Here is a 26,470-nt window from a genome sequence, read left to right on the forward strand (position 1 = left end):
AACCAGGGAAGCCCGTGCTGAAATTTATCTTCTGTTCGCTGTTGGCCGTCAATGCCGCGCTGTTCGCGTACGGCCAGGGCTACCTCGGGCATTTCAGCGGCAACGAGCGCGAACCGCAGCGCCTGCAGCGCCAGCTCAACCCCAAAGACCTGACACTGGTATCGTCCGAGCGCGCGCACCGCACCGAGGCGAGCGCTACTGCGGTTGCCGCCAATGCCGCCACCGACACTGATACTGACGCAGCTACTGCCGCTGCCGCCGGCGCCACGCCTGCTGCCAAGCCGGCGCCGCCGCTGGCCTGCGTGGAAATCGGCAGCTTCGTGCTGGCCGAGGCGCGTCGTTTCGAGGCGCGCCTGGCGCCGCTGCAACTGGGCGACCGCCAGTCGCGCCGCAACCTGCCCGGTACCGAGGTGTCGAGCTACATCGTGCACATCCCGCCGCAAGGCAGCAAGGAAGCAGCCGACCGCAAGGCGGCCGAGCTGCGCGGCCTGGGCGTGACCAACTACTACGTCATTTCGGATAATTCGCCGCTGCGCTACGGCGTGTCGCTCGGCGTATTCAAGACCGAGGGTGCAGCGCAAAACCAGTTGGCGATGCTGGTCAAGCAGGGCGTGCGCACCGCGCGCGTCACGCCGCGCATGAGCGGCAGCCGCCTGCTGGCCTTCCAGTTCCGCGACGTCGCGCCACAGTTAAAGGCCGATCTCGACAAGATCCGCGCCGACTTCCCCAATACCGACCTGCGTACCTGCCGCTAACGCCGATTTCGGGGGTCAGCGCTGGATGACGAGTGGCTTGAGCTTGAGCGCCGACGGCAGGTTGCCGATCGCGTCCTGCGCGGCCTGGCGGCTGGCGAACGGGCCGCTGAACAGGCGGAAGACGGGTCCACTTTGCACCACGTGCAACGCCGCCAGCGCGGCGCCGGCCAGTTGGCCTTGCAACTGGCGCGCGCCGTCCGGGCGCGAGTAGGCGCCCAGTTGCAGATAGTAGCCGCCGGCCAGGGCTTCGTCCTGGGTCGCTGGAGTTGCCGGCACTGCCGGCACCGCCGGCGCGGCGGCTGCCGCAGGCGCGGCCTTTGCGCCATCGCCGAGCATCAGCGCTTCGATCTCGGAAGCCGGCACCGCGCGCGGCGCCAGCACCAGCGCCGGCTTTTCGTCATCGCCCCGGAACGACGACAGGCGCTTGTCCGGCGATGCCTGCGGCGACTGCGATGCCAGGCGCGGCCCGCTGGTGGTCGAGACGCCGCCGCGCGTGGCCAGCATGCGGTCGATCTCGGCCGGCAGGATGCGCTCCACTTTCAATTCGTGACTGCCCTTGTTGAGCAGGCCAAGCTTGAGCGCCGCCGTGTACGACACATCGATCACGCGCTTGGAATGGAACGGCCCGCGATCGTTGATACGCACCACCACCGTGGCGCCGGTGAGCATGTTCGATACCCGCGCATACGATGGAATCGGCAGCGTGGGATGGGCGGCCGTCATCTTGTACATGTCATACAGTTCGCCCGATGACGTGCGCTGGCCGTGGAATTTTTTCCCGTACCACGTACCCATGCCCACCTGGGTAAACGGCTCGTCGTCGGTGATCGGCGTGTAAGTTTTACCGAGCACCACGTACGGGCGGTTGGAGCGCGGCAGCAGCGGATCGTTGCGCACCTCGGCGTCCGGCACGGCGGCCAGGTTCTCGGGCGGATTGTCGCCGGGGCCGTCGTCCTGGTAGTAACCGCCGCGCCCGGAATTGGCCGGCGGCAGCACCGGCAGGCCCGGTTGCGCCTTGCCCGTGGGCGGCGCCTTGATCACGGGACCGCCCACGCGCGAGGTGCGCGGCAGCCGTTCGTCGGGCGTGCTGGCGCAACCGGCCAGCAAGGCGGCCAATAGCAGCGGTACCAGTAAAGGCGCGTGGTGGCCGCACAAGCGGGCGGGCGTGGTGTTGAAGCCTGGCCTCATGTCGTCATCCTTTTCAGTTCTTGCGGACCGCTGGCGCGGGCTGCGTGGCGGGCGTGGGCGCCGCCGGGGCTGGCACTGGGGCCGGCGCGGGCGCCGGTGCCGGCGTTGGTGTTTGAGCCGGAGCCGGAGCCGGTGCTGGCGCGGGTGCCGGCGTAGTCGGCGGCTGCGCCGTCGGCATCAGTCCCGGCGCCTGGTTGCCCTGCGCTTCGAGGCGCGCGGCGGCGGCCTGCTCTTCGAGCGTCTGGCCTTCCACCGGCAGGATCTCTTCGGCGTCTTCCCTTTCGACCTTGGTGGTGTCCTTGCCGGCCGGGCGTTTGCCCAGCAAATAATAATCGATGGCCTTGCGCGCGATTGGCGCCGCTTCGAGGCCCCCCATGCCGGCGTTTTCCACCACCAGCGCCAGTGCGATGCGCGGCTTTTCGGCCGGCGCAAAGGCGACGAACAGCGCGTTGTCGCGCAGGCGTTCGGCCAGCCTGGACGCATTGTACTTCTCGCCTTTCCGGATCGTGATCACCTGCGCGGTGCCGGTCTTGCCGCCCACGCGATATTCGGCGCCGGTAAAGGCGCGCACGCCGGTGCCGCCGGCTTCGGTGGTCACGCCCACCATGGCGTTCTTGATGAAGTCGATGTTTTCCTGCTTGAGCGGAATCCGGTAACTCTCTTTCGAGACCGTGAGCGTGCGTGCCCGGGTGCCGCCGTTTTCCAGGATTTTCACCAGGTGCGGCTTCATCACCACGCCGTTGTTGGCCAGGTTGGCCATGGCGTGGGCGATCTGCAGCGGCGTGTAGGCGTTGTAGCCCGAGCCGTTGCTGACCGAGATCGTGTCACCGCCCACCCAGCGTCCGGCCGAACCCTTGAAGCGCTTGCGCTTCCAGTCCTGCGACGGCAGCACGCCGGTCTTCTCGCCGATCAGGTCGATGCCGGTCTTCTGGCCGAAGCCGAACGGCTTCATGAAATCGTGGATCATGTCGATGCCCATGTCGTGACCGAGCTCGTAATAATACGTGTTACACGACACCACGATCGATCGGTGCATGGCCACCGAGCCGTGGCCGCCCACCACGTCATCGTTGAAGCGGTGCCCGCCCAGCATGTAGAAACCGGGGTCGTAGGTGGCATAGGTGGTGGTGCGCTTGCCCAGTTCCAGCGCGGCCAGCGCCATGAACGGCTTGAAGGTCGAGCCGGGGGCATAGGTGCCGGACAGCGGCCGGTTCACCATCGGCCGGTCGAGCGAGGTATTGAGTTCGTTCCAGCTCTGGGTGTCGATGCCGTCCACGAACAGGTTGGGGTCGAACCCCGGGCGCGAGACGTAGGCCAGGATGTCGCCCGTCTCCGGCTCGATGGCGACCAGCGCGCCACGGCGCTCGCCAAAGGCGTCTTCCACCACTTTTTGCAGTTCGATGTCGATCGACAGGATCAGGTTGTCGCCGGGCGTGGCGGGCTTGCGCGACAGCGTGCGGATGGCCCGGCCGCCGGCCGACACTTCCACTTCTTCGTAACCGGTGCGGCCATGCAGCTGCTGCTCGTAGCTCTTCTCCAGGCCTTCCTTGCCGATATGGTCGGTGCCGCGATAGTTGGCGGTGTCCTCGCGCTCGTCGATGGCGGCGGCGTCGGCACGGTTGATGCGCCCGATGTAGCCGATCACGTGCGACGCCGTCTCGCCCAGCGGGTACTGGCGGAACAGGCGCGCCTGCACTTCCACGCCGGGAAAACGGAAGCGCTGCGCGGAAAAGCGCGCCACTTCCTCGTCGGAGAGGCGGGTGCGCAGCGGCACGCTCTCGAAGCGTTTCGACTCTTCCATCAGCTTTTTGAAACGGCGCCGGTCCTTGATTTCGATATTGACCAGCGTCGATAGCTGCTCGATGGTGTCGTCCAGCGACGCCGTGAGTTTCGATGGCGTGATCTCGAGCGTGTAGGCCGAATAGTTATTCGCCAGGATCACGCCGTTGCGGTCATAGATCAGGCCCCGGTTGGGCGCGATCGGCACGATGGCGATGCGGTTCTCTTCCGCCTTGACGGCGAAGTCGTCGTGCTTGATCACCTGCAGCCAGATCAGGCGCGCCAGCAGCAGCGCAAAGCACACGAACACCACGCCGACCAGCACCGCGATGCGGGTACGGAACTCGCGCAGTTCGCGCTCGGTATCCTTGATTTCGATCATGCCGCCACTCCCCAGGACGGCGCATGACTGCCGGCGCCATGGCGCACGGTGCTGGTGAAGTGCGAAATGCTCATCAGGATGCCGGCGCCGATCCCGAGGGTAAACAGCGCGGTGCCGCCGTAGCTCATGAACGGCAGCGGCACGCCGACCACCGGCACGATGCCGCTGACCATGGCCATGTTCACGAAGGCGTAGGTAAAGTAAATCATGGTGATGGCGCCGGCGAGCAGGCGCGTGAAAAAGGTGGGCGCATTGAGCGCAATCGACGTGGCGCGCCAGATCAGCAGCAAGTACAGCGTGACCAGCACCAGGTTGCCCGCCAGGCCGAACTCCTCGGAGAACACGGCAAAAATGAAATCGGTGGTGCGCTCGGGGATGAACTCCAGGTGGGCCTGGGTGCCGTGGGTCCAGCCCTTGCCGCCGGCGCCGCCGGAACCAATGGCGATCATCGACTGGATGATGTGAAAACCCTGCCCCAGCGGATCGTGGTACGGATCGATGAGTGTAAGCACACGCTCGCGCTGATAGTCGTGCAACATGGTCCACAGCACCGGCAGCGCGGCGCAGCCCATCACCACCAGCGCGGCCAGCACCTTCCAGGCCAGGCCGGCCAGGTAGATCACGGCGCCGCCGGCGGCCACCACCAGCAAGGCGGTACCCAGGTCGGGCTGGCGCGCGATCAGGAACACCGGCACCGCCAGCAAGGCCGCCGCCGCCGCGTAGGTATGCCAGCGCAGGCGCCCGGCCTGCAGCTGGAAGTACCAGGCCAGCATCAGCGGCATGGCGATTTTCATGAATTCCGACGGCTGGATCTGTACGCCCAAAGTGATCCACCGGCGCGAGCCGCCCTTGATGGTGCCGAACAGCGCCACCGCCACCAGCAGCAGCACTGCCAGCGCATACACGGGAGCGGCCAGCCGCATCAGGGTTTGCGGCGGCGTGTTCGCGGCCAGCCACATGACGACGAACGCCGCGCCGATATTGCGCAACTGATCGGTGACCTTGCCGGGAATGGCCAGGCCGGCCGAATACAGCGTCACCAGCCCCACCGACAGCAGCAGCAAAATGATCAGCGCCAGCGGCAGATCGAACACCGCCACGTAGGGCCGTACGCGCTGCACCAGCGAGCCCCCGGGATTCAACGCCGCCATCAGGTCTGCACCAGCTTGCGGTGGCGCTGGATGCTCATCAGGATGCCGCCGGCCAGGCCGAGCGTGAGCAGCGCGGTGCCGCCGTAGCTCATGTACGGCAACGGCACGCCCACCACCGGCAGGATGCCGCTGACCATGCCCATGTTGACGAACGCGTAGGCGAAATAGATCATGGTCATGGCGCCGGCCAGCAGGCGGCTGAACAGGTTGGCCGCGTTCCCGGCGATCATCAGGCCGCGTCCCACCAGCAGCAGGTACAACAGCAGCAGCAGCAGGTTACCAATCAGGCCGAACTCCTCTGAGTACACCGCGAAGATGAAGTCGGTGGTGCGCTCGGGGACGAATTCGAGGTGGGCCTGGGTGCCGTGGGTCCAGCCCTTGCCGGTCATGCCGCCCGAGCCCACCGCGATGGTGGACTGGATGATGTGGAAGCCCTTGCCCAGCGGGTCGGAGGTGGGGTCGATCAGCGTCATCACGCGTTCGCGCTGGTAGTCGTGCAGCAGGGTCCAGATCACCGGCAGGCTGGCGCCGAACAGCACCAGCAGCACGCCGATGGCCTTCCACGCCAGGCCGGCCAGAAAAATCACCGTAAAGCCGGCAGCGACCACCAGCAGCGCCGTGCCCAGGTCGGGCTGGCGCACGATGAACAGCACCGGCGCCATCAGCAGCACGGCAGCGAGCAGGTACGAATGCCAGCGCAACTGGCCGGCGCGCTGCTGGAAGAACCACGCCAGCATCATCGGCGTGACGATCTTCATGAACTCCGACGGCTGGATGTCGATACCGAGATGCAGCCAGCGCCGCGCACCGAGCTTGATGATGCCGAACAACGCCACGCCGACCAGCAGTATCATGCCGGCCGCGTACGCCGGCACGGCGATGCGCATCATGGTCTGCGGCGAGATATTCGCGGCCAGCCACATCACCAGGAACGACAACACGATGTTGCGCACCTGGTCTTCCATCTTGCCGGGAATGCCGATGCTGGCCGAGTACAGCGTGATCATGCTCACCGTCAGCAGGGCGACGATGATCAGGGTGAGCGGGCCATCGAACACCGTGAAGTATGGGCGAAGGCGGCGCCCCAGGGAGCGCCTTTCGTGGATGCGCATTGCGGGTTCCTTATTCGGTATTGCCCGGGGTGTCCACACCCGGTTTGGGTTCGACCACGCCATGTTCGGCCTCGATGTCGTCCACCGAGCGCAGCACGGCGTCTTCCTTCGGCACCGGCGTGGTGTCTTTCTGGTTCGGGCGCTTGCCCAGCAGGTAGAAGTCGAGCGCCTTGCGCACGATCGGCGCGGCCACGGCAGCGCCGAAGCCGCCGTTTTCCACCACCACCGCAATCGCGATGCGTGGCTTGTCGGCTGGCGCAAAGGCCGTATAAAGCGCGTTGTCGCGCAGGTGCGCGGCCACCAGCTTGGCGTTGTACTTCTCGTTCTTCTTGATGGCGAACAGCTGCGCGGTGCCGGTCTTGCCGCCCGAGACGTAGCCGGCGTTGGCAAACACGCGGCTGGCCGTGCCGCTGGTGGTCACGCCCACCATGGCGCTCTTGATGAAATCGACGTTCTGCTGCTTGAGCGGGATGCGGTAGCTCTCGCGCGCCACTGTCAGCTGGCGCGCATGGGTGCCGCCGTCTTCGAGGATTTTCACCAGGTGCGGCTTCATCACCACGCCGTTGTTGGCCAGGTTGGCCACCGCGTGCGCCATCTGCAGCGGCGTGTAGTTGTTGTAGCCGTTGCCGATGCTGATCGAAATGGTGTCGCCGAGCTGCCAGCGCTGCGCGGCCGCGTTCTTCTTGAAGCGGTTGCGCTTCCACTCTTTCGACGGCAGCACGCCCTGCTTTTCGTGTTCGAGGTCGATGCCGGTCAGCTGGCCGAAACCGAACGGCTTCATGAATTCGCTGATGGTGTCGATGCCCATCTCGTTGCCGAGAATGTAGTAATAGGTATCGCACGACTCCGAGATCGACTTGAACATGTCCACCGTGCCGTGGCCGCCCGGCTTGTCGTCGCGGAAGCGGTGGCCGCCCAGCGTGAAGAAGCCGGCATCGTGGATGCTCTGGCCCGGCGTGCGGTAGCCGCGCTCCAGCGCCGCGAGCGCCATGAACGGCTTGAAGGTCGATCCCGGCGGATAGGTGCCGGACAGCGGCCGGTTGACCATCGGCCGGTCGAGCGAGGTATTGAGTTCGTTCCAGCTCTGGGTGTCGATGCCATCGACGAACAGGTTGGGGTCGAACCCCGGGCGCGAGACATAGGCCAGGATGTCGCCGGTTTCCGGTTCGATGGCGACCAGCGCGCCGCGCCATTCGCCGAACGCTTCCTCGATCACCTTTTGCAGTTCGATGTCGATCGACAGGATCAGATTGCTGCCGGGCGTGGCGTTGCGGCGCGACAGCGTGCGCACGGCGCGTCCGCCAGCCGATACTTCCACCTCTTCGTAGCCGGTGGTGCCGTGCAGCTGGCGCTCGTAGCTTTTCTCGATGCCTTCCTTGCCGATATGGTCGGCGCCGTTGTAGTTGGCGCCCTGGTCGCTGTCGGCCAGGGCTCTGGCCTCGGCCTGGTTGACGCGGCCGATGAAGCCGATCACGTGCGAGGCGGTTTCGCCCAGCGGATACTGGCGAAACAGGCGCGCCTGGATTTCCACGCCGGGAAAGCGGAAGTGCTGGGCCGTGAAGCGCGCCACCTCTTCATCGGTCAGGCGGGTGCGCAGCGGCACGCTTTCGAAGCGTTTCGATTCTTCGAGCAGGTGGCGGAAGCGCTTGCGGTCCTTGATGTCGATCGCCACCAGTTTCGACAGCGCGTCGATGGTCTCATCCAGCGAGGCGGTGAGTTTCGATGGCGTGATCTCGAGCGTGTACGCCGAGTAGTTGCGGGCCAGGACCACGCCGTTGCGATCGACGATCAGGCCCCGGTTGGGCTGGATCGGCACCAGCGAGATGCGGTTGTCCTCGGCCTTGACCGCGTAGTCTTCGTGCTTGATCACCTGCAGCCACACCAGGCGCGCCAGCAGCAGGACAAAGCAGGTGAGCACCACGCCGCCCACCACCGTCAGGCGCAGGCGGAACTTGTGCAGTTCCAGCTGGTTGTCCTTGAGCTCAGTCATGCACGACCAACCGTCAGATCGGCCGCGTGTGATCGCGGTCCACCGCGCGCCGCTGCGGCGCCAGCAGCAGCCACGACGCCACGGGCCACAGGCACACGGCCACCACGCTCTCCAGGAAGAAATACCACGCCGGCGACTGGCCGGACGCGAAGAAGCGCACCAGCAGCTGCACCGACTGCGCCATGACCAGCAGCGGGAACACGTGCGTGGCCTGGGTCGCCAGCGGGAACCAGGTCACGCGCCGGTGCAGCATGATGGCGAAATACGACAGCAAGGTGTACGACAGCGCGTTCTCGCCCAGCAGGGTCGAGTCATGCACGTCCATCAGCAGGCCGAGGAAAAAGGCAGTGCCAATGCCAACGCGGCGCGGCTGGTGCACGCCCCAGAACACCAGCGCCAGCGCGACGAAATCGGGCACGCCGATCAGGTGGCCCCACGGCAGCAGGTTCAGTAAGAAGGCGCACAGCAGGCTGAAAGCGATGAACAGCGGGCTGACCGGCAGAAGAATGTAGTGAGGACGGTTCATCGGGCCGGTTCCTTGGTGGGGGTGGCGGCCGGCGCTCCGGTGGCGGGCGCCCTGTTGGCCGGAACGGTGGCTGGCGTGGCGGCAGTTGGCGTCCTTGCCGCCGGCGTGGTGACGGCTGGCGTGCTGACGGCCGGCGTACCGGTTACAGGCGTCGTTGCCGGCGTGGCCGCAGCCGGCGCCTTCGGTATCAGTTCGGAACCGGCAGCCGCAGATGCAGCACCGGCAGCAGGCGCCTCTTCCTTGGCCGGATCCTTGATCGGCGCCATGCGGTTGTTGCCCTTGCGTGGAACGCGTGGTTCTTCATCGGGCGGACGTGGTGCGATTTCGGGTGGCGACATCAGGATCAGCAGCTGGCGGTTGTTCTGGATGCCGGCCAGCGGCTGGCAGATCACGCCGCCGAAGGCGCCATTGGCGTTGCTGTCCACCTGCGTCACGCGGGCCACGGCCAGGCCGGCCGGATAGATGCCATCGAGGCCGGACGTGACGACGATGTCGCCGACCTTGATGTCGGCGTTGGGCGCGGTGAAGCGCAGTTCCAGCGAGCCGATCTTGCCGCGGCCATAGGCCACGCTGCGCAAGCCGTTGCGCAGCAGTTGTACGGGAATGGCCTGGTCCTTGTCGGTGAGCAGTGTGACTTCCGACGTGAACGGGAACACGCGCGTAACCTGCCCCACCACGCCCTGGTTGTCGATCACGGGCAGTCCCAGCGAGACATCGCTGTTGCTGCCACGGTTGAGGATGATCTTGCGGCTGCTGGCGTCGCGCGCGTCGTACAGCACTTCGGCCAGCATCGACTTGGTGGGTACCTGCTCGCGCGCGCCCATCAGGCGGCGCAGCTGGTTGTTTTCGGCCGTGCGCAACTGCGCCTGCTGCAGTGCCTGGGCATCGGCGATCTGCTGGCGCTTGAGTTCATCGACCTGTTTCTTCATCTCCGCGAGCGAGGAGAAGTAATCGCCGGCGCCATAGATGGCGTCGCGCGGCAGCAGTGCCACCATTTGCAGCGGGTGCAGCACGGTGCCGACGACCTGGCGCACCGTGCCCAGGGTGCGCATCTGCGAATCGACCAGCAGCAGCACGATCGATATGCAGGCGAACACCGTCATCTTGACCCGCGCCGAAGCGCCTTGCTTGAAAAGTGGCGGAGGACTGTATTCCATGACTTTCAATAATCCGGCGCTCCCGCGCCAACCAGACTGTCAACTCACCCAATGAACCGGGGCCGCTTAGCGGCCCCGGTTTTATCTATCGGATCACTCGTAGGAGAAGATCGATCCCAGCTGGTCCATGCGCTCGAGCGCCATGCCCGAGCCGCGCACCACGCAGGTGAGCGGATCTTCGGCCACCAGCACCGGCAGGCCGGTTTCTTCCATCAGCAGGCGGTCGAGGTCGCGCAGCAGCGCGCCGCCGCCGGTCAGCATCATGCCTTTTTCGGCGATGTCGGCGCCCAGTTCGGGCGGGGTTTGTTCCAGCGCGTTTTTCACGGCCGAGACAATATTGTTGAGCGGGTCGGTCAGCGCTTCGAGAATTTCGTTCGACGAAATGGTGAACGAACGTGGAATGCCTTCGGACAGGTTGCGGCCCTTGACTTCCATTTCCTTCACTTCCGAACCCGGGAAGGCCGAGCCGATGGCCTTCTTGATCGCCTCAGCGGTCTGCTCGCCGATCAGCATGCCGTAGTTGCGGCGGATGTAGTTGACGATCGCTTCGTCGAACTTGTCGCCACCGACGCGCACGGAGCCTTTATAGACCATGCCGCCCAGCGAGATGATGCCCACCTCGGTGGTACCGCCGCCGATATCGACCACCATCGAACCGGTGGCATCCGACACTGGCAGGCCGGCGCCTATTGCCGCTGCCATCGGTTCTTCGATCAGGTACACTTGCGAAGCGCCGGCGCCCAGCGCCGATTCGCGGATCGCGCGGCGTTCCACCTGGGTGGAACCGCACGGCACGCAAATGATGATGCGTGGCGACGGACGGAAGAACTTGGAGTCGTGCACCATGCGGATGAACTGCTTGAGCATTTGCTCGGTGACGGTGAAGTCGGCGATCACGCCGTCTTTCATCGGGCGGATCGCCTCGATATTGCCGGGAACCTTGCCCAGCATCTGCTTTGCTTCCTTGCCGACTGCCTGGATCGTCTTCTTGCCGTTCGGGCCGCCCTCTTGGCGGATCGCAACGACCGACGGTTCATCCAGGACGATGCCCTGGCCGCGTACGTAGATCAGAGTGTTGGCCGTGCCCAAGTCAATGGCCAGATCGGTGGAAATATACCTGCGTAAAAAACCAAACATGTGTGTCCTGTGGCGCCACTGACGTGCGCGTAACCGTTATAAGGGGAAGCGTGGAAATGCTGCGGCAGCAATCATTCAGCGCCGGCAACGCATCAACCCGCCATTCTACCTTATAATTTGAATGCGATTTACCGAAAATCGGCCCGAAAATGTATCAGTCGAGGCCGCAAGATAAGCGGCAATCGTCGGCTTTTACCGGCGATTTAGCGGAATTTCAAGTTTTTATCATTGTAACAATTTAAACATTTGCGCGGCTTCCCCCGCGCCCTACGCCATGTCCCTGACCCTATCCGACGTAACACGTATTGCCAAGCTGGCACAACTGGAGATGAGCGAAGCGCAGAGCGCCACCGCTCTCGACCAACTGAACGGCATTTTCGCGCTGGCCGGGCAGATGCAGGCAGTCGATACCGACGGTGTGGCCCCGCTGAGCCACCCGCTGGCCGCCCACATGAATAATATCGCCCTGCGCCTGCGCGAGGACATCGCCACCGAAACCAACCGCCGCGACGACTACCAGGCCGTGGCGCCGAAGACCCAGGACGGCTTGTACCTGGTGCCCAAGGTCATCGAGTAATCGCTTGATCGAGTAAGCACCCGGGCAACCGGGCCGCCGCACCTGCCGCCGTACCGAATTCCGAATTGAACGCCATGCACACCAAAACCATTAAAGAGCTGTCCGCGTTGCTGCAAAGCAAAGCCATCACCGCCACCGAGCTGGCCACGCATTTCCTCGACCGTATCGAGCAAAGCGACCTGAATGCCTTCCTGCACGTGGACCGCGCCCTCACCCTGGCCCAGGCCGCCGAGGCCGACGAACGCATCGCCAATGGCACCGCCACGCCGCTGACCGGCGTGCCGATCGCCCACAAGGATATTTTCGTCACCCGCGACTGGCGCTCCACCGCCGGCTCGAAGATGCTGGCCAACTACGCGAGCCCGTTCGACGCCACTGTCGTGGAAAAGTTCCGCGCCGCCGGCATGGTCACGCTGGGCAAACTCAATTGCGACGAATTCGCCATGGGCTCGGCCAATGAAAACTCGGCCTTCGGCCCGGTGAAAAATCCGTGGGACAAGACCGCCGTACCGGGCGGCTCGTCCGGCGGTTCGGCCGCCGCCGTGGCCGCGCGCCTGGCGCCAGGCGTGACCGGCACCGACACCGGCGGTTCGATCCGCCAGCCGGCCGCGTTCTGCGGCATTACCGGCATCAAGCCGACCTATGGCCGGGTGTCGCGCTTCGGCATGATCGCGTTTGCCTCGTCGCTGGACCAGGGCGGCCCGATGGCGCAAACCGCCGAAGACTGCGCCCTGCTGCTCAACGCCATGGCCGGCTTCGACGAACGCGACTCCACCAGCCTCACACCGGAACTGGGCGGCATCGACGAAGATTTCACCCGCGAGCTGGGCCAGCCGTTGACCGGCCTGCGCATCGGCGTACCGAAAGAGTACTTCGGCGAAGGTCTGGCCAAGGACGTGGAAGACGCCGTGCGCGCCGCGCTGGCCAAGTACGTGGAACTGGGCGCCACCCTGGTCGATATCTCGCTGCCCAACACGGCGCTGTCGATTCCCGCGTACTACATGATCGCCCCGGCCGAAGCATCATCGAACCTGTCGCGCTTTGACGGCGTGCGCTTCGGCCACCGCGCCGACGGCTACAAGGACCTCGGCGACATGTACCGCAAAACTCGCGCCGAGGGCTTCGGCGCCGAAGTCAAACGCCGCATCATGGTCGGCACCTATGTGCTGTGCCACGGCTACTACGACGCCTATTACCTCAAGGCGCAAAAGATCCGCCGCCTGATTGCGCAGGACTTCGAAGCCGTGCTGAACGGCCCCAACGCCGTGTGCGACGTCATCATGGGACCGGTAGCCCCGACCGTGGCCTGGGACCTGGGCGACAAGTCCGACGACCCGGTCGCCGCCTACCTGGCCGACATTTTCACCCTGTCGACCAGCCTGGCCGGTTTGCCCGGCATGTCGATTCCGGTCGGCTTCGGCCAGGGCGAGAAAAACGCCAACCGCCCGGTGGGCCTGCAAATCATCGGCAAGCATTTCGGCGAAGCCAAGCTGCTGAACGTCGCCCACGCCTACCAGCAGGCGACCGACTGGCACACCCGCGCACCGAGCGGCATCTGAGAATACTTAAGCGAGAACAATATGGAATGGGAAGTCGTCATCGGTGTTGAGAACCACGTGCAGCTCACCACCGCATCAAAAATCTTCAGCGGCTCGCCGACCACGTTCGGCGCGGCCCCCAACACCCAGGCCAGCCCCGTGGACCTGGCGCTGCCGGGCGTGCTGCCGGTCATGAACAAGCAGGCCGTCGATCGCGCCATCCGCTTCGGCCTGGCCGTGGGCGCGAAAATCGCGCCGGCCTCGATCTTCGCCCGCAAAAACTATTTTTACCCGGACTTGCCCAAGGGCTACCAGATCAGCCAGTTCGAAGACCCTGTGGTCATCGGCGGCGCGGTCACGTTCGGCTATGAAAAGGACGGCCAGTTCGTCACCAAGACGGTCAATCTCACCCGTGCCCACCTGGAAGAAGACGCCGGCAAATCGCTGCACGAAGATTACGCCGGCATGTCCGGCATCGACTTGAACCGCGCCGGCACGCCGCTGCTGGAAATCGTCTCGGAACCGGAAATCCGCAGCGCCGCCGAAGCGGTGGCCTATTGCAAGGCCCTGCACTCGCTGGTGATGTGGCTCGGTGTATGCGACGGCAATATGCAGGAAGGCTCGTTCCGCTGCGACATCAACGTGTCCGTCCGCCCCAAAGGCCAGACCGAATTCGGTACCCGCTGCGAAATCAAGAACCTGAACTCGTTCCGCTTCATCGAGGAAGCCGTGCACGTCGAAGTGCGCCGCCAGATCGAACTGATCGAAGACGGCGGCAAGGTCGTGCAAGCGACGCGACTGTACGACCCTGACCGCAAGGAAACGCGCGAAATGCGCAGCAAGGAAGACGCGCAAGACTACCGCTACTTCCCGGACCCGGACCTGCCGCCGCTGGTCATCTCCAACACCTGGATCGAACAGGTCAAAGCTGCCATGCCGGAACTGCCGGACGCCATGCGCGCCCGCTTCATTTCCGACTACGCGCTGCCGGAATACGACGCGCTGGTCCTGACCGCCTCGAAAGCGATGGCCACGTATTTCGTGGCCGTGGTCGATGCTGCCGGCAAGGACAACGCCAAGGCCGCCGCCAACTGGCTGATGGGCGACGTCTCGTCCACCGTCAACCGCGAAGGTGTCGATATCGGCGACGCCCCAGTCAAACCGGCGCAACTGGCGCTGATGCTCAAGCGCATCGCCGACGGCACCATCAACAACAAGACCGCCAAGGAATTGTTTGCCGATATGTGGGCGGCCAAGTCCGACGACAACAACCTGGTCGATGCGCTGATCGAGTCGAAGGGCCTGAAACAGATTTCGGACACGGGCGCGCTGGAAGCGATCGTTGACGAAGTGCTCGCTGCCAACGCCAAGTCGGTCGAGCAGTACCGCGCCGGCAAGGAAGCAGCGATCAACGCCCTGATCGGCCAGGCCATGAAAGCCTCGCGCGGCAAAGCCAACCCGGCCCAGCTGACGGAGCTGCTGAAAGCCAAGCTGGCTGGTTAAATCTTTTCAGCGCCAGATCACGCCCCGCCAGCGCCAGCTCGCGGGGCGTTTTTTTATCCCGATATAGACATCAATGTCTACAATCTGCTACAGCCAGAAAAACCTGTTCGAATAAAGTATACATTTTTTTCTAGACAGACTAATCTACAACCACTGCACACCCCCACACACCACCATGAGCATCCCGAAACCTACCGCCGCCGAGCTGGAACTGTTGCAAACCCTGTGGCCGCTTGGCGCGTCCACCGCCAAGCAGGTGCACGAAGCGATGTTGGCGCACAAGCCCGATCTCGCTTACGGCACCGTGCTGCGGCTGATGCAGATCATGCACACCAAGGGCATCCTGATCCGCGACGAAAGTCAGCGCTCGCATATTTATGCACCGGCGCAGGCCCGCGACTCGCTGCAAACCAACCTGCTCCGCGACCTGATCGACAAGGCATTCTCGGGCTCGGCCAAGGCGCTGGTGCTGGCGGCGCTGCGCTCGGGCATCTCCAAAAAAGAGCGGGCCGAAATCGAGGAATTGCTCAAGGATAAGGGCGACCAACAACCATGAACGCCTTCATCGCCATGCTGGGCGCCACCCTGGTCCACTTCCTGTGGCAGGGCTTGCTGATCGGCTGCGCCACCGCCGTCGTGCTCGCGCTGCTGCGCAACAGCCGCGCCGAATACCGCTACCTGGTGGCGTGCACGGCCTTGCTGGCCTGCCTGGCCTGGCCCGCGCTGGGCCTGGTCGAACGCCTAGGCAACGGCGCGGCAGCACCAGGTGAAGCGACCGGCATGATGCAGTTCGCGGTCCGCAACATGGTCGGCAACGGTCAACTGATCGACCTCGGTGCTGCCGTCCGGAGCATTGTCAGCGTCTGGGCGCTGTGCGCGGCCGTGCTGTCGGTACGCATGGCGCTGGGGCTGCTGTGGATCGAACGCACGGTCCAGCGCAACGCCGGTCGCCACGATCCGGTGCAGGCACGCTGGCAGGCACGGCTGTCGCAAATGGCGCAGGCGTTCGGCATCACGCGCCAGGTGCGCCTGAGGATGGTCGAAGTGCTGGCCAGCCCGGTCACGGCCGGCTGGTGGCGTCCCGTGGTGCTGGTGCCGGCCGCGCTGGCCGCCCGCATGCCGCCCGACTTGCTCGAGGCGCTGCTGGCGCACGAACTGGCGCACGTGCGCCGTCACGATTACCTGGTCAACCTGCTGCAGAACGTGATCGAAACGCTGCTGTTCTACCACCCGGCTGTCTGGTGGCTCTCGAACCGCATCCGTGCCGAACGCGAACTGATTGCAGATGATTTCGCAGCAAGGCAGCTCGGCGAACCGCGGCGTCTGGCGCTTGCTTTATCCGAACTGGAACGTCTCCAGTTCTCCACCCACCACCTGGCCCAAGCGGCCAACGGAGGAAATCTGATGGATCGTATTAAACACCTGATGCGCCCTGCCCCGCAGGCCCTGAACTGGAAAGCCGCGATTCCGATGCTGGGACTGGCGCTGGCCTGTGTCGCGATTTATGCCGAAGCAACGGCAGCGGAGGCCACCACGGCTAAAGGAAAAACGGCAAAGGCCGTGGTCAATTTCGACAAGTGCGCGCTGCCCGAGTGGCCGGCAGCAGCAGTGGCCCAGCAACGCACCGGCAAGGTCGTCCTCGGCTTTTTGATTGCCGCCGATGGCAAGGTCAAGTCCAGCAAGGTCGAGCAGTCGAGCGGTCATGCCGACCTGGACCAGGCAGCCCGCACCGCCATCGAGAAATGCAGCTTCATCCCAGCGACCACGGCGGGCAAACCGGTCGCGTCGTGGCTGAAGATGATGTACGACTGGAACCTGAAGTAAGCAATTGCTCAAGGACGCGCAACCGGCATGAAATGCGCGTCCAGCCCGGCAATGCCGGGCGCCACCCAGTCGGGTTCCACGCACTCGTGCAGGTGGCCGGCGATAAACCGGATCAGGCTGTGCGCCGGCGCCGACAGGCGGCGGTCCTTGCGCGCCACCAGGTACCAGTTGCTTTCGAGCGGAAAGCCGGCCACCGGCAGCACTGCCAGCCGTTCGCGCCCCTCCTGCAAGGTGTGCTCGGAAATCACCGACACGCCCAGCCCCGACGCCACGCTCAGGCGGATCGCCTCGTTGCTCTCGACCTGCATGGTGCTGCCCAGATCCATGCCCTGGGCGCTGAGCCACGACTCGAACATCATCCGCGTGGCCGACCCTGGCTCGCGCACCAGGAAGCGTTCGCCGCGCAGCTGCGCCATCGTCACCGGCGGCCCGCCAGCGGCCCAGTGATCGAGCGGCGCGATCATCTGCAGCGGATTGCGCAGGATGCGCGCAGCTTGCACCTGCGGGCCGCTCGGCGGATGGCTGAATACGTAGAGCTCGTCCTCCTGGCGCTCGAAGCGGCCCACGATCTGGGCCCGGTTGCCCACGCTGAGCGTGATGCCGATATCGGGAAACTGGCGGTAGAACGCCCCCATGATGCGCGGCAGCACGTATTTCGCGGTGGTGACCACGGCGACATGGATGTGGCCGGACGAACCGCCGCGCGCCCGCTCCAGGTAGCCATTGAAATCGTCGAAGCGGCCCAGCACGTCGCAGGCGGCGCAAAACAATTCCTCGCCCACGGCGGTGCGCTCGAAGCGTCCGTCTTTTTGTTCGAACAGCGGTGCGCCGACCGCCTCGGCCAGCCGTTTCATTTGCAATGAGACGGTGGGCTGGGTCAGGTGCATGGCGCGGGCGGCGGCGGAAATGCTGCCGCTGCGCACCACTTGCACGTAGATTTGCAGCAGGCGAAAACTCAGGTGGCGGATGTTCATGCGGTTCGATCCATAGACGATGCTCTATGAGCTATTGCAGAAGGTTTTATTATTCAATATACGCGGTGATGGGCACAATGGCGAGCATTCCAATTAGAAACTCCTCTACATGCCCGACATCGTTATCGCCTTCTTCGCCCTCGGCCTGTGCGCCGGCCTCGTCAAATCAGACCTGAAACTGCCCTCTCCCACGTACGACACGCTGGCCATCCTGCTGATGCTGGTGCTCGGCTTAAAAGGCGGCATGGCGCTGCACGGCCATGTCACCGGCGCCATGGTGGTCGAACTGCTGGTGGTGGCCGCGCTCGGCGTGGCGCTGCCGCTGCTGTGCTACCCGGTACTGCGCCGCCTGGTGCGGCTCGACCGTCCCAACGCGCTCAGCATTGCAGCCCACTACGGTTCGGTCAGCGCCGGCACCTTTGCCGTGGCCCTGGCCCTGGCTGAACACGATGGCCTGGCCGTCAGTCCACAAACCACCTTGTACCTGGTGATGCTGGAACTGCCGGCCATCGTGATGATGTTGTGGTTGCACCACCGGCGCCAGGGCGGCGCAACGTCGGGCCACGGCGGCATGGCGATCTGGCGCGAAGCGCTCACCAGCCGCGGCGTGGTGCTGCTCGGTGGCGGCGTGGTGATCGGTGCTTTGTACGGGCCGCAAGGCATGGCGCCAATCGCGCCGGTGATGCTGGGCGGGTTCAAGGCCATGCTGGCGATCTTCCTGCTGGAAATGGGCTTGTGCACGGCGCGCGTGTGCCGGCCATTGCCGTTGCAGCACTGGCGGCTGATGGTGTTCGCGGCAGTGGCACCGTTCGTGCTGGCCTGGGCCGGCATCGCCGTCGCCACTTTGCTGGGTCTGCCACCGGGCACCACGCTGGTGCTGGCGGCGCTCACGGCCAGCGCGTCTTATATCGCGGCGCCGGCAGCAATCCGTGCCGCCATCCCGCAAGCCGACATCGGGCTGGCGATGCTCGCTGCGCTGGGCATCACGTTCCCGGTCAATGTGTTGCTGGGGTTGCCGCTGTACCGGCTGTGGCTGGGCGTCTAAGGTCAGGCAGTGATGCTGAGGTTGATGCCCATTTCCACCAGCAGGGTCAGGTCCGCCAGCGAGAAGTCGAGCGTGGGCGTGGCCGCGCCGCGTTCGGAGCTGAACGAGATGCGCAGCTCGGCGGCCACGTCGGCACGCTCGAAGTGGATGCCGCGCGCAGCCGATTCGGCCAGGAAGGTACGGATCGCCTTGAGCAGTTCGTCGGGATTGTCGTCGGTTGCGAGGCGCACGTAGAAGCCGGAGTCGATGCGTACCCGGCCGTCGGGCTTGACATCGCCACGGCGCCAGTCGCCATCGGGCTCGATCGGCAAGCCGTCGCGGATGTCGGCCAGGCCGTCATCGCCGCCGTGTACTTTCAGTGTTGCAATGTTCATGTGCGCCTCGATTGTCCACGGTCTGTACGCCGCGCTAAAAGGTTACACCATAGAAATATCGGTGTCTACCAATATAGCACTTTATGCAATTCCGTAGCGCTCGCGATAGGCGGCCACCGCTTCCTTGTGTTGCTGCAACTGCGGATCGGCGCCGGCGCCGTTCAGGTAGCCGAACAAATCGTCGAGGTTGCCGATGGAGATCACCGGGATATTGTATTGCAGCGCCACTTCCTGTACCGCCGAGTTCGGCGATAGTTGTCCGTCCTTGCCGGCGCGTTCCATGCGGTCGAGCGCGATCAGTACGGCACACGGCTCGGCGCCGGCGGCGCGGATCATGTCCACCGACTCGCGCACCGAGGTGCCGGCCGAAATCACGTCGTCGATGATGACCACCTTGCCGGTGAGCTTGGCGCCGACCAGGGTGCCGCCTTCGCCGTGATCCTTGGCTTCCTTGCGGTTGTAGGCAAACGAGGTATTGCGGCCCTTGCCGGCCAGCGCCAGCGCGGTGGCCGAGGCCAGCGTGATGCCCTTGTAGGCGGGGCCGAACAGCATGTCGAACTCGACGCCAGAGTCGAGCAGGGTTTGCGCGTAAAACTGCGACAGCTGGGCCAGCGTGGCGCCGTCATGGAACAGGCCGGCATTGAAGAAGTACGGCGACTGGCGCCCGGCCTTGGTGGTGAACTCGCCAAAGCGCAATACTCCGGTCTTGACCGAAAACGCGATGAAATCCTGACGTAAATTGCTCATGCTGCCTCATTTCTGTTTAGTTCTGGAAAGTGCCGACATTTTACCGCTACACTAACGCATTCCAAAATTTCGACGCTTTTTTAAGCAGCTGCCACCATGCCAAAAATCATTTCCGCCAACCTGAACGGCATCCGCTCCGCCTCGTCCAAGGGTTTCTTTACCTGGCTGGCCAAGCAGGATGCCGATTTCGTCTGCGTCCAGGAGCTCAAGGCGCAAGCACCGGACATGACGCCGGAGTTCCTCAACCCGGGCGGCTACCACGGCCATTTCCACTACGCCGAAAAGAAGGGCTACTCGGGCACCGGCATCTACAGCCGCATCGAGCCGGACCGCGTGGTGATCGGCTTCGGCGCCCCCGAGTTCGACCGCGAAGGCCGCTACGTGCGCTGCGACTTCGGCAACCTGACCGTGATTTCCGTGTACTGCCCGTCCGGCTCGTCCGGCCCCGAGCGCCAGGAGGCCAAGTTCCGCTTCATGGACCTGTTCCTGCCGCACTTGCAACTGCTGCACGCGGAAGGCCGCGAAGTGGTAATTTGCGGCGACTGGAACATCGCCCATAAAGAAATCGACCTCAAGAACTGGAAAGGCAACAAGAAAAACTCCGGCTTCCTGCCCGAAGAGCGCGAATGGATGACCCGCATCTTCGACGAAGTGGGCTACGTCGATGTACACCGCGGCCTCGACCCGCGCGAAGAGCAGTACACCTGGTGGAGCAATCGCGGCCAGGCGTACGCCAAGAACGTGGGCTGGCGCATCGACTACCATGTCGCCACCCCCGGCATCGCCGCCCGCGCCACCACCGTGGCCGTGTACAAGGAAGAGAAGTTTTCCGATCACGCGCCGCTGATTATCGATTACGCGCACGAGTGATCCGCACACCGCTGCGTGTAAAGATTGATCAAGCGCGTGGGTTCTGCTAACGTCAACTACGCGCATATTATCTTTCATTGACCTCATGGACCTTATCGGCACCGGCATCTATCCATTGCACCAGGCTGCGCGCCTGATCGGGGCGGAACCGCGCTCGCTGCGACGCTGGTTGCAAGGTTACACGCGAAAATATAAAGATGAGCACGTGCGGTCGGAGCCGTTATGGACCACGCAGTTCACCGGCCAGGACTTACCGGGCGAGGTCATTGGTTTTCGCGACTTGCTGGAGTTGCGCATGGTGGCAGCGTTCGTCGAACACGGTGTGGACCTTAAAGTCATCCGCGCCACGATCGAAGCTGCTACTGAATACTTCGGCAACGACTACCCGCTGACCAACCGCCAGTTCCGCACCGATGGCAAGCGCATCTTTCTACAAGCGGTGGAAGCGGCCACCGGCGATGAAAAGGTCGTCGATGTCGTGCACCGGCAGTTCGTTTTCTCGGACATCGTCAGTCCATCCCTGTACGCCGGCATCGAGTACGACGAAGAGAGCGCCGTGCGCTGGTTCCCGCTGGGCAAACGCAAATCCATCGTGCTCGATCCCGCACTCCAATTCGGCACCCCGATTATCGCCAGCGCAGGCATTCCCACCGACACCATTTACGCCTCGTTTCTCGCGGAAGGCCGCGACAAGGACATGGTGGCCAGAGTCTTCGATATCACGCCGAAAATGGTGACCGAAGCCATAGAATTTGAAGAAAGACTCGCAGCTTGAAATTCTTCTTCGATAATAATTTATCGCCCTATCTTGCCCACGGCATCAGGGAATTATCGAAGGTTGCTCGTCAAGTAGAAAACGTCACAGTCGTCCACTCAAAGGTTTTGGGCGCAGTCGGAACGTCTGGTCAAATGGTGGCCACAGGTAGTGGCCTATTCAGAACTGGTCGCTGGCGGCGCCTATCGCGTACCGTGGAAGCATTCCCCGGTAGCCAAGTTCCAGGCCATCCCGTTTTAACACTCTACAAACTGCGCTGGCTCGAAAATTCGCGCCAGTCGCCGCTGAGGGGGTCGAGGAAGCAGATGCGGCGGGCCAGCAGTTTGAGCGGGTTGGCGTAGTCGTCAGGCCCGCTTGGCAGTGTCACTGGATAAAAGGCGTCGTTCAGGATCGGGATGCCCAGCGAGGACAGGTGCAGGCGCAGTTGGTGCTTGCGGCCCGTGTGGGGGAACAGGCGGTAGCGCGTGTGCTCAATTCGGTGTTCGATGACGTCGATGATGGTCTCCGAATTCGGTGCGCCCTCTTCCTCCTTCATGATGAAGAACTTGTCGCCATCGACCATGCGGCTCTTGTACGTGAACGGGAACTGCACGCCGTCCAGGCGCGGCGCCAGCGCTTCGTATTCTTTCTCGATCACGCGCTGCTGGAACAGCGACTGGTACGCGCCCCGGCTCTCCTGGCGGCGCGAAAAAATCACCACGCCGGCCGTCTCGCGGTCCAGCCGGTGAATTGGCGTGAGCGCCGGTTCGCCCAGGTTTTTTTTCAGCCGCACCAGCAGTGTCTCGTGCAGGAAGCGGCCGGTTGGCGTCATCGGCAGAAAATGCGGTTTGTCCACCACCACCAGGTGGTCGTCCATGAACAGGATCTCTTCCTGGAACGGGATTGGCGTTTCGACTTCGTCCAGCTCGCGATAGTAAAAGATGCGCATGCCGCGCCGGTAAGCACTATACGGCGCCAGTGGTTTGCCGTCGCCATCGACCACGTGGCCGCGCGCCATGCGTTCGCGCCAGGTGGCTTCCGGTACGTCGGCAAAGCGCGCGGCCAGGAAGGTGATCATGTCGGGCCACTGGCCTTCGGGCAGCCACAAGTAGCTGGGCGCGACGCCGTCGCGCATCGGCAGCGGATGCCGATCCGCCGGGGACGGCGCCGGCATCAGGATTTCGGCAGCGCCAGCGAGCGGTATGGCGGCAGCTTGTTGACGTCGAGCCCCTTGGCGCGTGCGTACACGGGCAGCACCAGGTTCATGTGGTCGTTCATATTCTTGATGCGGTCGCTGCCGGTCGGGTGGGTGGAAAGGAAGCTGATAGGCTGGTTCTTGTTGATCGCTGCCATTTTTTGCCACAACGCTACGCCGGCGCGCGGATCGTAGCCAGCGCGTGCAGCCAGATCGATACCCACCAAATCGGCTTCCGATTCATCGGACCGCGAGAACTTCAGTGCAGCACCTTGCGAAAAAACCCCTGCTGCCACATCGCCGAGCCTGGGATCAACCCCCAAATAAGCAGAACCAACCGCGCCAACAACGCGACTAAGCCCTTGAGTCAAGGTGTTCTTTCCAGCCTGCGCGCGCGCATGTTCGCGCAGCGCGTGGGCTATTTCGTGGCCCATCACGGCGGCAACTTCGTCGTCGGTGAGATTGAGCTTGGTCAGGATGCCGTTATAAAAGGCGATGCGTCCGCCCGGCATGCAGAATGCATTGACGGTCGGCGAATTGAGCAGGTTCACTTCCCACTTCCAGTTGGCGGAATCGGGGTTCCAGCGCTTGGTGAACGGAATCAGGCGGTCGGCGATGGCGCGCAGGCGTATCAGTTGCGGGTTGCTGTCGGTAGCCACCGCGTCTTTTTCGTGGGCCTGCTTGAGCATCTGGTCGTACTGCAGTTTCGACTGCTGGTTGACCTGGTCGGCGTCGCCACCGATGCTGCGCAGGCGCGACATTCTCTCGACCGGGATGCCGTCGTTTTGGGCCAGGGCCGGCAGCGCCGGCAGCACGCTCATCGCACAGGCCAGCGCCAGCGCGGCGCCCTTGAATTTAAGCTTTTTCATCTCGTTTATTCCATGGAGCGATTTTAGGGAGCATCAGCATGGCCGGAAAAGCCAGCATGAAGCAGACCATAAAGAACCAGAACCAGCCGGTTTCCGCGACAATATACCCTACCGACGCATTGATGAATGTGCGCGGCACCGCTGCCAGGCTGGAAAACAACGCGTACTGGGTGGCCGTGTAGCGCGGGTCGGTCGCGCGCGACATGAACGCCACCAGCGCCGCCGAACCGAGCCCCAGGCTGGCAAATGCCTCAAAACCGAACACGGCGCTCAGCAGGAACGGGTCGGGCCCCACCTCGGCCAGCCAGGCAAAACCGAGAATCGCGATCGCCTGCAGCACGCCGAATACCCACAGCGCGCGGTTGATGCCAAGCTTGATCATCCAGATGCCGCCCACCGCGCCGCCGGCCAGGCTGGCCCACCAGCCGGTAGCGTTGGCGGCCAGGCCGATCTGCTTGGTGGTAAAACCGATATCGAGGAAGAACTTGGTCGATAAGGCGGTAGCCATGGTGTCGCCGATTTTATACAGCAGCACAAACATGATGATGATAATCGCCTGTTTCAAGCCGTCGCGCTGGATGAATTCCTTGAACGGCAGGACGATCGCTTCTTCCAGGTTTTTTGGCGGCGCGCCATACACGGCTGGCTCCCTGGCCAGCAAGGTGCAGATAAAACCGGGCAGCATGAACGCGGCCACGATCCAGAACACGGCCTGCCACGACATGCTGTCCGCCAGTACCAGTCCCAGCGCGCTGGGAATCAGGCTGGCCGCCTTGTAGGCATTGACGATAATGGCCGCGCCCAGGCCCTGCTCTTCCTCGGCCAGGATTTCGCGGCGATAGGCGTCCACCACCACGTCCTGGCTGGCCGACAGGAAGGCGATCGCCGCCACCGCCAGCACGATCAGGGACAGCTCCTGCTTCGGATCGAACATGCCCACGCCGCCGATCACCAGGAACAGGCCAATCTGCGTGACCGCCATCCAGCCCCGGCGCCGGCCCAGGCGCCCGATGCTGTAGCGGTCCATCAGCGGCGCCCACAGGAATTTGAAGGTGTACGGGAACGTCATCAGGCCGAACAGGCCGAGCGCCTTCACATCGAGTCCGGCCGTGGCCAGCCACGCCTGCATCAGGTAAATCAGCGTGTAGAGCGGCAGCCCGGAGCTAAAGCCCAGGAACAGGATCGAGATGGTGCGGCCGTTCAGGTAACTCAGCCATTTCTTCTGTTCCGGGGCGTTCATCAATGAGCTTTCTTGCGGAGGCGGAATACCGCCAAATCGCCGCGCAGGTTGGGCAGGAAGTCCACGCGGCGGCCTTCGGCCAGCGCCACGCAGTCGATCACTTCGACGCCGCAGTCATGCGCCAGGTCGCGGAAGTCGTTGATGGTGGCGCAGCGCAGGTTGGGCGTGTCGTGCCATTCGTATGGCAGCGATTTCGACACCGGCATGCGCCCGCGCAGCAGCGCCACGCGGTGCGGCCAGTAGGCGAAGTTGGGAAACGAGACGATCACCTCCTTGCCTACCCGGACGATGTCGCGCAGCAGCGCTTCCACGTGCTTCATCATCTGCAGCGACGACAGGCACAGCACGGTGTCAAAACTGTTATCGCCAAACAGCGCCAGGCCTTTTTCCATATCCTGCTGCACCACCTGCACGCCGCGGCGGGTGCTGGCGAGTACCTTGTCGTCGGCGATCTCGATGCCGTAGCCGCTGCAGCGCTTGTCGCTTTGCAGGTAGTCCATCATCACGCCGTCGCCGCAGCCGACGTCCAGCACGTGCGCGTTGGCCGGCACCCAGTGGGCGATAAAGGCGAGATCGGGACGGGCCGCGCTCAAGTCGTCGAAATTCATGCGGCCTCCTTGACTGCGTTGATGTCGTTCCAGACCCGGTCGTAGTACGCACGCACCAGGTTCAGGTAGCGCGGGTCTTCCAGCAGGAAGGCGTCGTGGCCATGGGGGGCGTCGATTTCGGCATAAGTCACTTGCCGGCGGTTGTCGATCAGGGCCTTGACGATTTCCTGGCTGCGTTCGGGCGAAAAGCGCCAGTCGGTGGTGAACGACGCCAGGAAGAACTTGGCGCGCGTGGCGGCCAGCGTCTTCGACAGGTCGCCGCCGTGGTGGCGCGCCGGATCGAAGTAGTCGAGCGCCTTGGTGATCAACAGGTACGTGTTGGCGTCGAAGTATTCGCTGAACTTATCGCCCTGGTAGCGCAGGTACGATTCGATCTCGAAGTCCACGCCGAAGTCGAATTTATAGGTGCCGGTGGCAGCGATGTCGTCAGCCACGGCGCGCAGCTTGCGGCCGAATTTTTCGGCCATGTCGTCGTCCGACAGGTAGGTGATGTGGCCGACCATGCGGGCGACCCGCAAGCCGTTTTTCGGCACCACGCCGTACTCGTAAAAGTCGCCGCCGCGATAGTCGGGGTCGGACAGGATTGCCTGGCGGGCGACGTCGTTGAAGGCGATGTTTTGCGCGGACAGCTTGGCGGTGGACGCGATCACCACGCAGTGGCGCAGGCTGTCCGGGTACATGATGCTCCAGGCCAGCGCCTGCATGCCGCCGAGCGAGCCGCCCATTACGGCGGCAAACTGGGTGATGCCCAGCTGGTCAGCCAGGCGCGCCTGGGCGCTCACCCAGTCTTCCACGGTCACGACCGGGAAGGTGGCGCCGTACGGCTTGCCAGTGGCGGGGTTGGTGTGCATCGGGCCGGTGGAGCCGAAGCACGAGCCGAGGTTGTTGATGCCGATGACGAAGAACTTGTCGGTGTCGAGCGACTTGCCCGGGCCGACCATATTGTCCCACCAGCCGGTGCTTTTCGGTTTGCCTTCGTATTCGCCGGCCACGTGGTGCGAGGCGTTCAAGGCGTGGCAGACCAGCACCGCGTTCGATTTGTCGGCGTTCAGGGTGCCGTAGGTTTCGTACATCAGCATGTAGTCGCGCAGCGCGGCGCCGCTTTGCAGCGGCAACGGTTCGGCGAAGTGCATGGTTTGCGGGGTGACGTATCCCAGGGATGACATGATGGTTTC

General features: G+C 63.9%; 24 protein-coding genes and 1 pseudogene. 9 read left to right on the forward strand and 16 right to left on the reverse strand.

The features are described from left to right. Window positions 1–14 precede the first annotated feature (14 nt). Window positions 15–755, forward strand: a complete 741-nt coding sequence (locus ASF04_RS12490; protein WP_056141780.1) for an SPOR domain-containing protein — start codon at window positions 15–17, stop codon at window positions 753–755. Between the two features lie 15 nt (window positions 756–770). On the opposite strand, the gene ASF04_RS12495 is transcribed toward ASF04_RS12490, so the two are convergent. The 8 genes from ASF04_RS12495 to ASF04_RS12530 all read right to left on the reverse strand — a co-directional run bounded on the left by ASF04_RS12495 (window position 771) and on the right by ASF04_RS12530 (window position 11,177). Further along, window positions 771–1,943 carry a septal ring lytic transglycosylase RlpA family protein gene (locus ASF04_RS12495; protein WP_082488720.1) on the reverse strand — a complete coding sequence of 391 codons (1,173 nt, stop codon included), beginning with the start codon at window positions 1,941–1,943 and terminating at the stop codon, window positions 771–773. Window positions 1,944–1,956: 13 nt separating this feature from the next. Next, window positions 1,957–4,104: a penicillin-binding protein 2 gene (gene mrdA, locus ASF04_RS12500; protein WP_056141783.1), complete on the reverse strand. Its 2,148-nt coding sequence runs from the start codon at window positions 4,102–4,104 to the stop codon at window positions 1,957–1,959. After that, complete coding sequence (gene rodA / locus ASF04_RS12505) at window positions 4,101–5,255, reverse strand: rod shape-determining protein RodA (protein ID WP_056141786.1); 1,155 nt, start codon at window positions 5,253–5,255, stop codon at window positions 4,101–4,103. Before rodA (ASF04_RS12505) ends, mrdA (ASF04_RS12500) begins: the two co-directional genes overlap by 4 nt. Beyond that, window positions 5,255–6,367 (reverse strand): rod shape-determining protein RodA, encoded by a 1,113-nt coding sequence (gene rodA / locus ASF04_RS12510; RefSeq protein ID WP_056141788.1) that lies wholly within the window; start codon window positions 6,365–6,367, stop codon window positions 5,255–5,257. The genes rodA (ASF04_RS12505) and rodA (ASF04_RS12510) overlap by 1 nt, the downstream gene beginning before the upstream one ends. Window positions 6,368–6,377: 10 nt before the next feature. Next, the gene (gene mrdA / locus ASF04_RS12515; RefSeq protein ID WP_056141793.1) at window positions 6,378–8,357 is read right to left on the reverse strand and encodes a penicillin-binding protein 2; all 1,980 of its coding nucleotides are present in this window, start codon (window positions 8,355–8,357) and stop codon (window positions 6,378–6,380) included. Between the two features lie 13 nt (window positions 8,358–8,370). Further along, a complete protein-coding gene (gene mreD, locus ASF04_RS12520) occupies window positions 8,371–8,883 on the reverse strand; it encodes a rod shape-determining protein MreD (protein ID WP_019924444.1) in 513 nt (170 codons plus the stop codon). Further along, the gene (mreC, locus tag ASF04_RS12525; protein WP_056141794.1) at window positions 8,880–10,040 is read right to left on the reverse strand and encodes a rod shape-determining protein MreC; all 1,161 of its coding nucleotides are present in this window, start codon (window positions 10,038–10,040) and stop codon (window positions 8,880–8,882) included. Before mreC ends, mreD begins: the two co-directional genes overlap by 4 nt. A 93-nt stretch (window positions 10,041–10,133) precedes the next feature. Beyond that, a complete protein-coding gene (locus ASF04_RS12530) occupies window positions 10,134–11,177 on the reverse strand; it encodes a rod shape-determining protein (protein WP_008445008.1) in 1,044 nt (347 codons plus the stop codon). 274 nt (window positions 11,178–11,451) lie between these two features. Here ASF04_RS12530 and gatC point away from each other — a divergent pair, with 274 nt between their 5' ends. The 5 genes and pseudogenes from gatC to ASF04_RS12555 all read left to right on the forward strand — a co-directional run bounded on the left by gatC (window position 11,452) and on the right by ASF04_RS12555 (window position 16,619). Beyond that, entirely contained in the window at window positions 11,452–11,754 is a 303-nt protein-coding gene (gene gatC / locus ASF04_RS12535) for an Asp-tRNA(Asn)/Glu-tRNA(Gln) amidotransferase subunit GatC (protein ID WP_056141797.1), read from the forward strand. A gap of 74 nt (window positions 11,755–11,828) precedes the next feature. Then, entirely contained in the window at window positions 11,829–13,313 is a 1,485-nt protein-coding gene (gene gatA, locus ASF04_RS12540) for an Asp-tRNA(Asn)/Glu-tRNA(Gln) amidotransferase subunit GatA (protein ID WP_056141800.1), read from the forward strand. Window positions 13,314–13,331: 18 nt separating this feature from the next. Then, a pseudogene (gene gatB, locus ASF04_RS12545) lies at window positions 13,332–14,795 on the forward strand (Asp-tRNA(Asn)/Glu-tRNA(Gln) amidotransferase subunit GatB); the annotation flags it as partial. A gap of 175 nt (window positions 14,796–14,970) precedes the next feature. Then, window positions 14,971–15,351, forward strand: a complete 381-nt coding sequence (locus ASF04_RS12550) for a BlaI/MecI/CopY family transcriptional regulator (RefSeq protein WP_056141806.1) — start codon at window positions 14,971–14,973, stop codon at window positions 15,349–15,351. After that, window positions 15,348–16,619, forward strand: coding sequence for a M56 family metallopeptidase (locus ASF04_RS12555; RefSeq protein ID WP_056141811.1), 1,272 nt, complete (start codon window positions 15,348–15,350; stop codon window positions 16,617–16,619). Before ASF04_RS12550 ends, ASF04_RS12555 begins: the two co-directional genes overlap by 4 nt. Window positions 16,620–16,627: 8 nt before the next feature. Here ASF04_RS12555 and ASF04_RS12560 read toward each other — a convergent pair whose 3' ends face one another. Then, window positions 16,628–17,593, reverse strand: a complete 966-nt coding sequence (locus ASF04_RS12560) for a LysR family transcriptional regulator (RefSeq protein ID WP_056141814.1) — start codon at window positions 17,591–17,593, stop codon at window positions 16,628–16,630. A 109-nt stretch (window positions 17,594–17,702) separates the two neighbouring features. Between ASF04_RS12560 and ASF04_RS12565 the strand changes: the two genes are divergently transcribed. After that, complete coding sequence (locus ASF04_RS12565) at window positions 17,703–18,638, forward strand: sodium-dependent bicarbonate transport family permease (protein WP_056141817.1); 936 nt, start codon at window positions 17,703–17,705, stop codon at window positions 18,636–18,638. 2 nt (window positions 18,639–18,640) lie between these two features. Here ASF04_RS12565 and ASF04_RS12570 read toward each other — a convergent pair whose 3' ends face one another. Then, window positions 18,641–19,012: a hypothetical protein gene (locus tag ASF04_RS12570; RefSeq protein WP_056141821.1), complete on the reverse strand. Its 372-nt coding sequence runs from the start codon at window positions 19,010–19,012 to the stop codon at window positions 18,641–18,643. Window positions 19,013–19,093: 81 nt separating this feature from the next. Then, the gene (gene pyrE / locus ASF04_RS12575; protein ID WP_056141824.1) at window positions 19,094–19,759 is read right to left on the reverse strand and encodes an orotate phosphoribosyltransferase; all 666 of its coding nucleotides are present in this window, start codon (window positions 19,757–19,759) and stop codon (window positions 19,094–19,096) included. Between the two features lie 96 nt (window positions 19,760–19,855). Between pyrE and ASF04_RS12580 the strand changes: the two genes are divergently transcribed. Then, window positions 19,856–20,629: an exodeoxyribonuclease III gene (locus ASF04_RS12580; protein WP_019924455.1), complete on the forward strand. Its 774-nt coding sequence runs from the start codon at window positions 19,856–19,858 to the stop codon at window positions 20,627–20,629. An 85-nt stretch (window positions 20,630–20,714) separates the two neighbouring features. Beyond that, on the forward strand, window positions 20,715–21,404 hold the full coding sequence (locus tag ASF04_RS12585; protein WP_056141827.1) for a DUF433 domain-containing protein: 690 nt from the start codon (window positions 20,715–20,717) through the stop codon (window positions 21,402–21,404). Window positions 21,405–21,648: 244 nt separating this feature from the next. Here the strand turns inward: ASF04_RS12585 and ASF04_RS12590 are convergent, their stop codons facing one another. Genes ASF04_RS12590 through ASF04_RS12610 form a run of 5 tightly spaced genes read right to left on the reverse strand, consistent with a single transcriptional unit; the run spans window position 21,649 to window position 26,461 of the window. Further along, a complete protein-coding gene (locus tag ASF04_RS12590) occupies window positions 21,649–22,557 on the reverse strand; it encodes a pseudouridine synthase (protein WP_056141831.1) in 909 nt (302 codons plus the stop codon). After that, window positions 22,557–23,447, reverse strand: a complete 891-nt coding sequence (locus ASF04_RS12595) for a M48 family metallopeptidase (protein WP_056141835.1) — start codon at window positions 23,445–23,447, stop codon at window positions 22,557–22,559. Before ASF04_RS12595 ends, ASF04_RS12590 begins: the two co-directional genes overlap by 1 nt. After that, complete coding sequence (locus tag ASF04_RS12600) at window positions 23,434–24,687, reverse strand: AmpG family muropeptide MFS transporter (protein ID WP_056141837.1); 1,254 nt, start codon at window positions 24,685–24,687, stop codon at window positions 23,434–23,436. The genes ASF04_RS12595 and ASF04_RS12600 overlap by 14 nt, the downstream gene beginning before the upstream one ends. Beyond that, window positions 24,687–25,295, reverse strand: coding sequence for a methionine biosynthesis protein MetW (metW, locus tag ASF04_RS12605; protein ID WP_056141840.1), 609 nt, complete (start codon window positions 25,293–25,295; stop codon window positions 24,687–24,689). Before metW ends, ASF04_RS12600 begins: the two co-directional genes overlap by 1 nt. Beyond that, window positions 25,292–26,461, reverse strand: a complete 1,170-nt coding sequence (locus ASF04_RS12610; protein WP_082488721.1) for a homoserine O-acetyltransferase — start codon at window positions 26,459–26,461, stop codon at window positions 25,292–25,294. The genes metW and ASF04_RS12610 overlap by 4 nt, the downstream gene beginning before the upstream one ends. Window positions 26,462–26,470 lie beyond the last annotated feature (9 nt).

The organism is Duganella sp. Leaf61 (assembly GCF_001421905.1).
GTDB lineage: Bacteria > Pseudomonadota > Gammaproteobacteria > Burkholderiales > Burkholderiaceae_D > Rugamonas > Rugamonas zoogloeoides.

Excerpts from the sequence above, each read along its gene's own strand:
- ASF04_RS12495 (WP_082488720.1), bottom strand. The coding sequence starts at position 1,943 with ATGAGGCCAGGCTTCAACACCACGCCCGCCCGCTTGTGCGGCCACCAC.
- mrdA (WP_056141783.1), bottom strand. The coding sequence starts at position 4,104 with ATGATCGAAATCAAGGATACCGAGCGCGAACTGCGCGAGTTCCGTACC.
- rodA (WP_056141786.1), bottom strand. The coding sequence starts at position 5,255 with ATGGCGGCGTTGAATCCCGGGGGCTCGCTGGTGCAGCGCGTACGGCCC.
- rodA (WP_056141788.1), bottom strand. The coding sequence starts at position 6,367 with ATGCGCATCCACGAAAGGCGCTCCCTGGGGCGCCGCCTTCGCCCATAC.
- mrdA (WP_056141793.1), bottom strand. The coding sequence starts at position 8,357 with ATGACTGAGCTCAAGGACAACCAGCTGGAACTGCACAAGTTCCGCCTG.
- mreD (WP_019924444.1), bottom strand. The coding sequence starts at position 8,883 with ATGAACCGTCCTCACTACATTCTTCTGCCGGTCAGCCCGCTGTTCATC.
- mreC (WP_056141794.1), bottom strand. The coding sequence starts at position 10,040 with ATGGAATACAGTCCTCCGCCACTTTTCAAGCAAGGCGCTTCGGCGCGG.
- ASF04_RS12530 (WP_008445008.1), bottom strand. The coding sequence starts at position 11,177 with ATGTTTGGTTTTTTACGCAGGTATATTTCCACCGATCTGGCCATTGAC.
- gatC (WP_056141797.1), top strand. The coding sequence starts at position 11,452 with ATGTCCCTGACCCTATCCGACGTAACACGTATTGCCAAGCTGGCACAA.
- gatA (WP_056141800.1), top strand. The coding sequence starts at position 11,829 with ATGCACACCAAAACCATTAAAGAGCTGTCCGCGTTGCTGCAAAGCAAA.
- ASF04_RS12550 (WP_056141806.1), top strand. The coding sequence starts at position 14,971 with ATGAGCATCCCGAAACCTACCGCCGCCGAGCTGGAACTGTTGCAAACC.
- ASF04_RS12555 (WP_056141811.1), top strand. The coding sequence starts at position 15,348 with ATGAACGCCTTCATCGCCATGCTGGGCGCCACCCTGGTCCACTTCCTG.
- ASF04_RS12560 (WP_056141814.1), bottom strand. The coding sequence starts at position 17,593 with ATGAACATCCGCCACCTGAGTTTTCGCCTGCTGCAAATCTACGTGCAA.
- ASF04_RS12565 (WP_056141817.1), top strand. The coding sequence starts at position 17,703 with ATGCCCGACATCGTTATCGCCTTCTTCGCCCTCGGCCTGTGCGCCGGC.
- ASF04_RS12570 (WP_056141821.1), bottom strand. The coding sequence starts at position 19,012 with ATGAACATTGCAACACTGAAAGTACACGGCGGCGATGACGGCCTGGCC.
- pyrE (WP_056141824.1), bottom strand. The coding sequence starts at position 19,759 with ATGAGCAATTTACGTCAGGATTTCATCGCGTTTTCGGTCAAGACCGGA.
- ASF04_RS12580 (WP_019924455.1), top strand. The coding sequence starts at position 19,856 with ATGCCAAAAATCATTTCCGCCAACCTGAACGGCATCCGCTCCGCCTCG.
- ASF04_RS12585 (WP_056141827.1), top strand. The coding sequence starts at position 20,715 with ATGGACCTTATCGGCACCGGCATCTATCCATTGCACCAGGCTGCGCGC.
- ASF04_RS12590 (WP_056141831.1), bottom strand. The coding sequence starts at position 22,557 with ATGCCGGCGCCGTCCCCGGCGGATCGGCATCCGCTGCCGATGCGCGAC.
- ASF04_RS12595 (WP_056141835.1), bottom strand. The coding sequence starts at position 23,447 with ATGAAAAAGCTTAAATTCAAGGGCGCCGCGCTGGCGCTGGCCTGTGCG.
- ASF04_RS12600 (WP_056141837.1), bottom strand. The coding sequence starts at position 24,687 with ATGAACGCCCCGGAACAGAAGAAATGGCTGAGTTACCTGAACGGCCGC.
- metW (WP_056141840.1), bottom strand. The coding sequence starts at position 25,295 with ATGAATTTCGACGACTTGAGCGCGGCCCGTCCCGATCTCGCCTTTATC.
- ASF04_RS12610 (WP_082488721.1), bottom strand. The coding sequence starts at position 26,461 with ATGTCATCCCTGGGATACGTCACCCCGCAAACCATGCACTTCGCCGAA.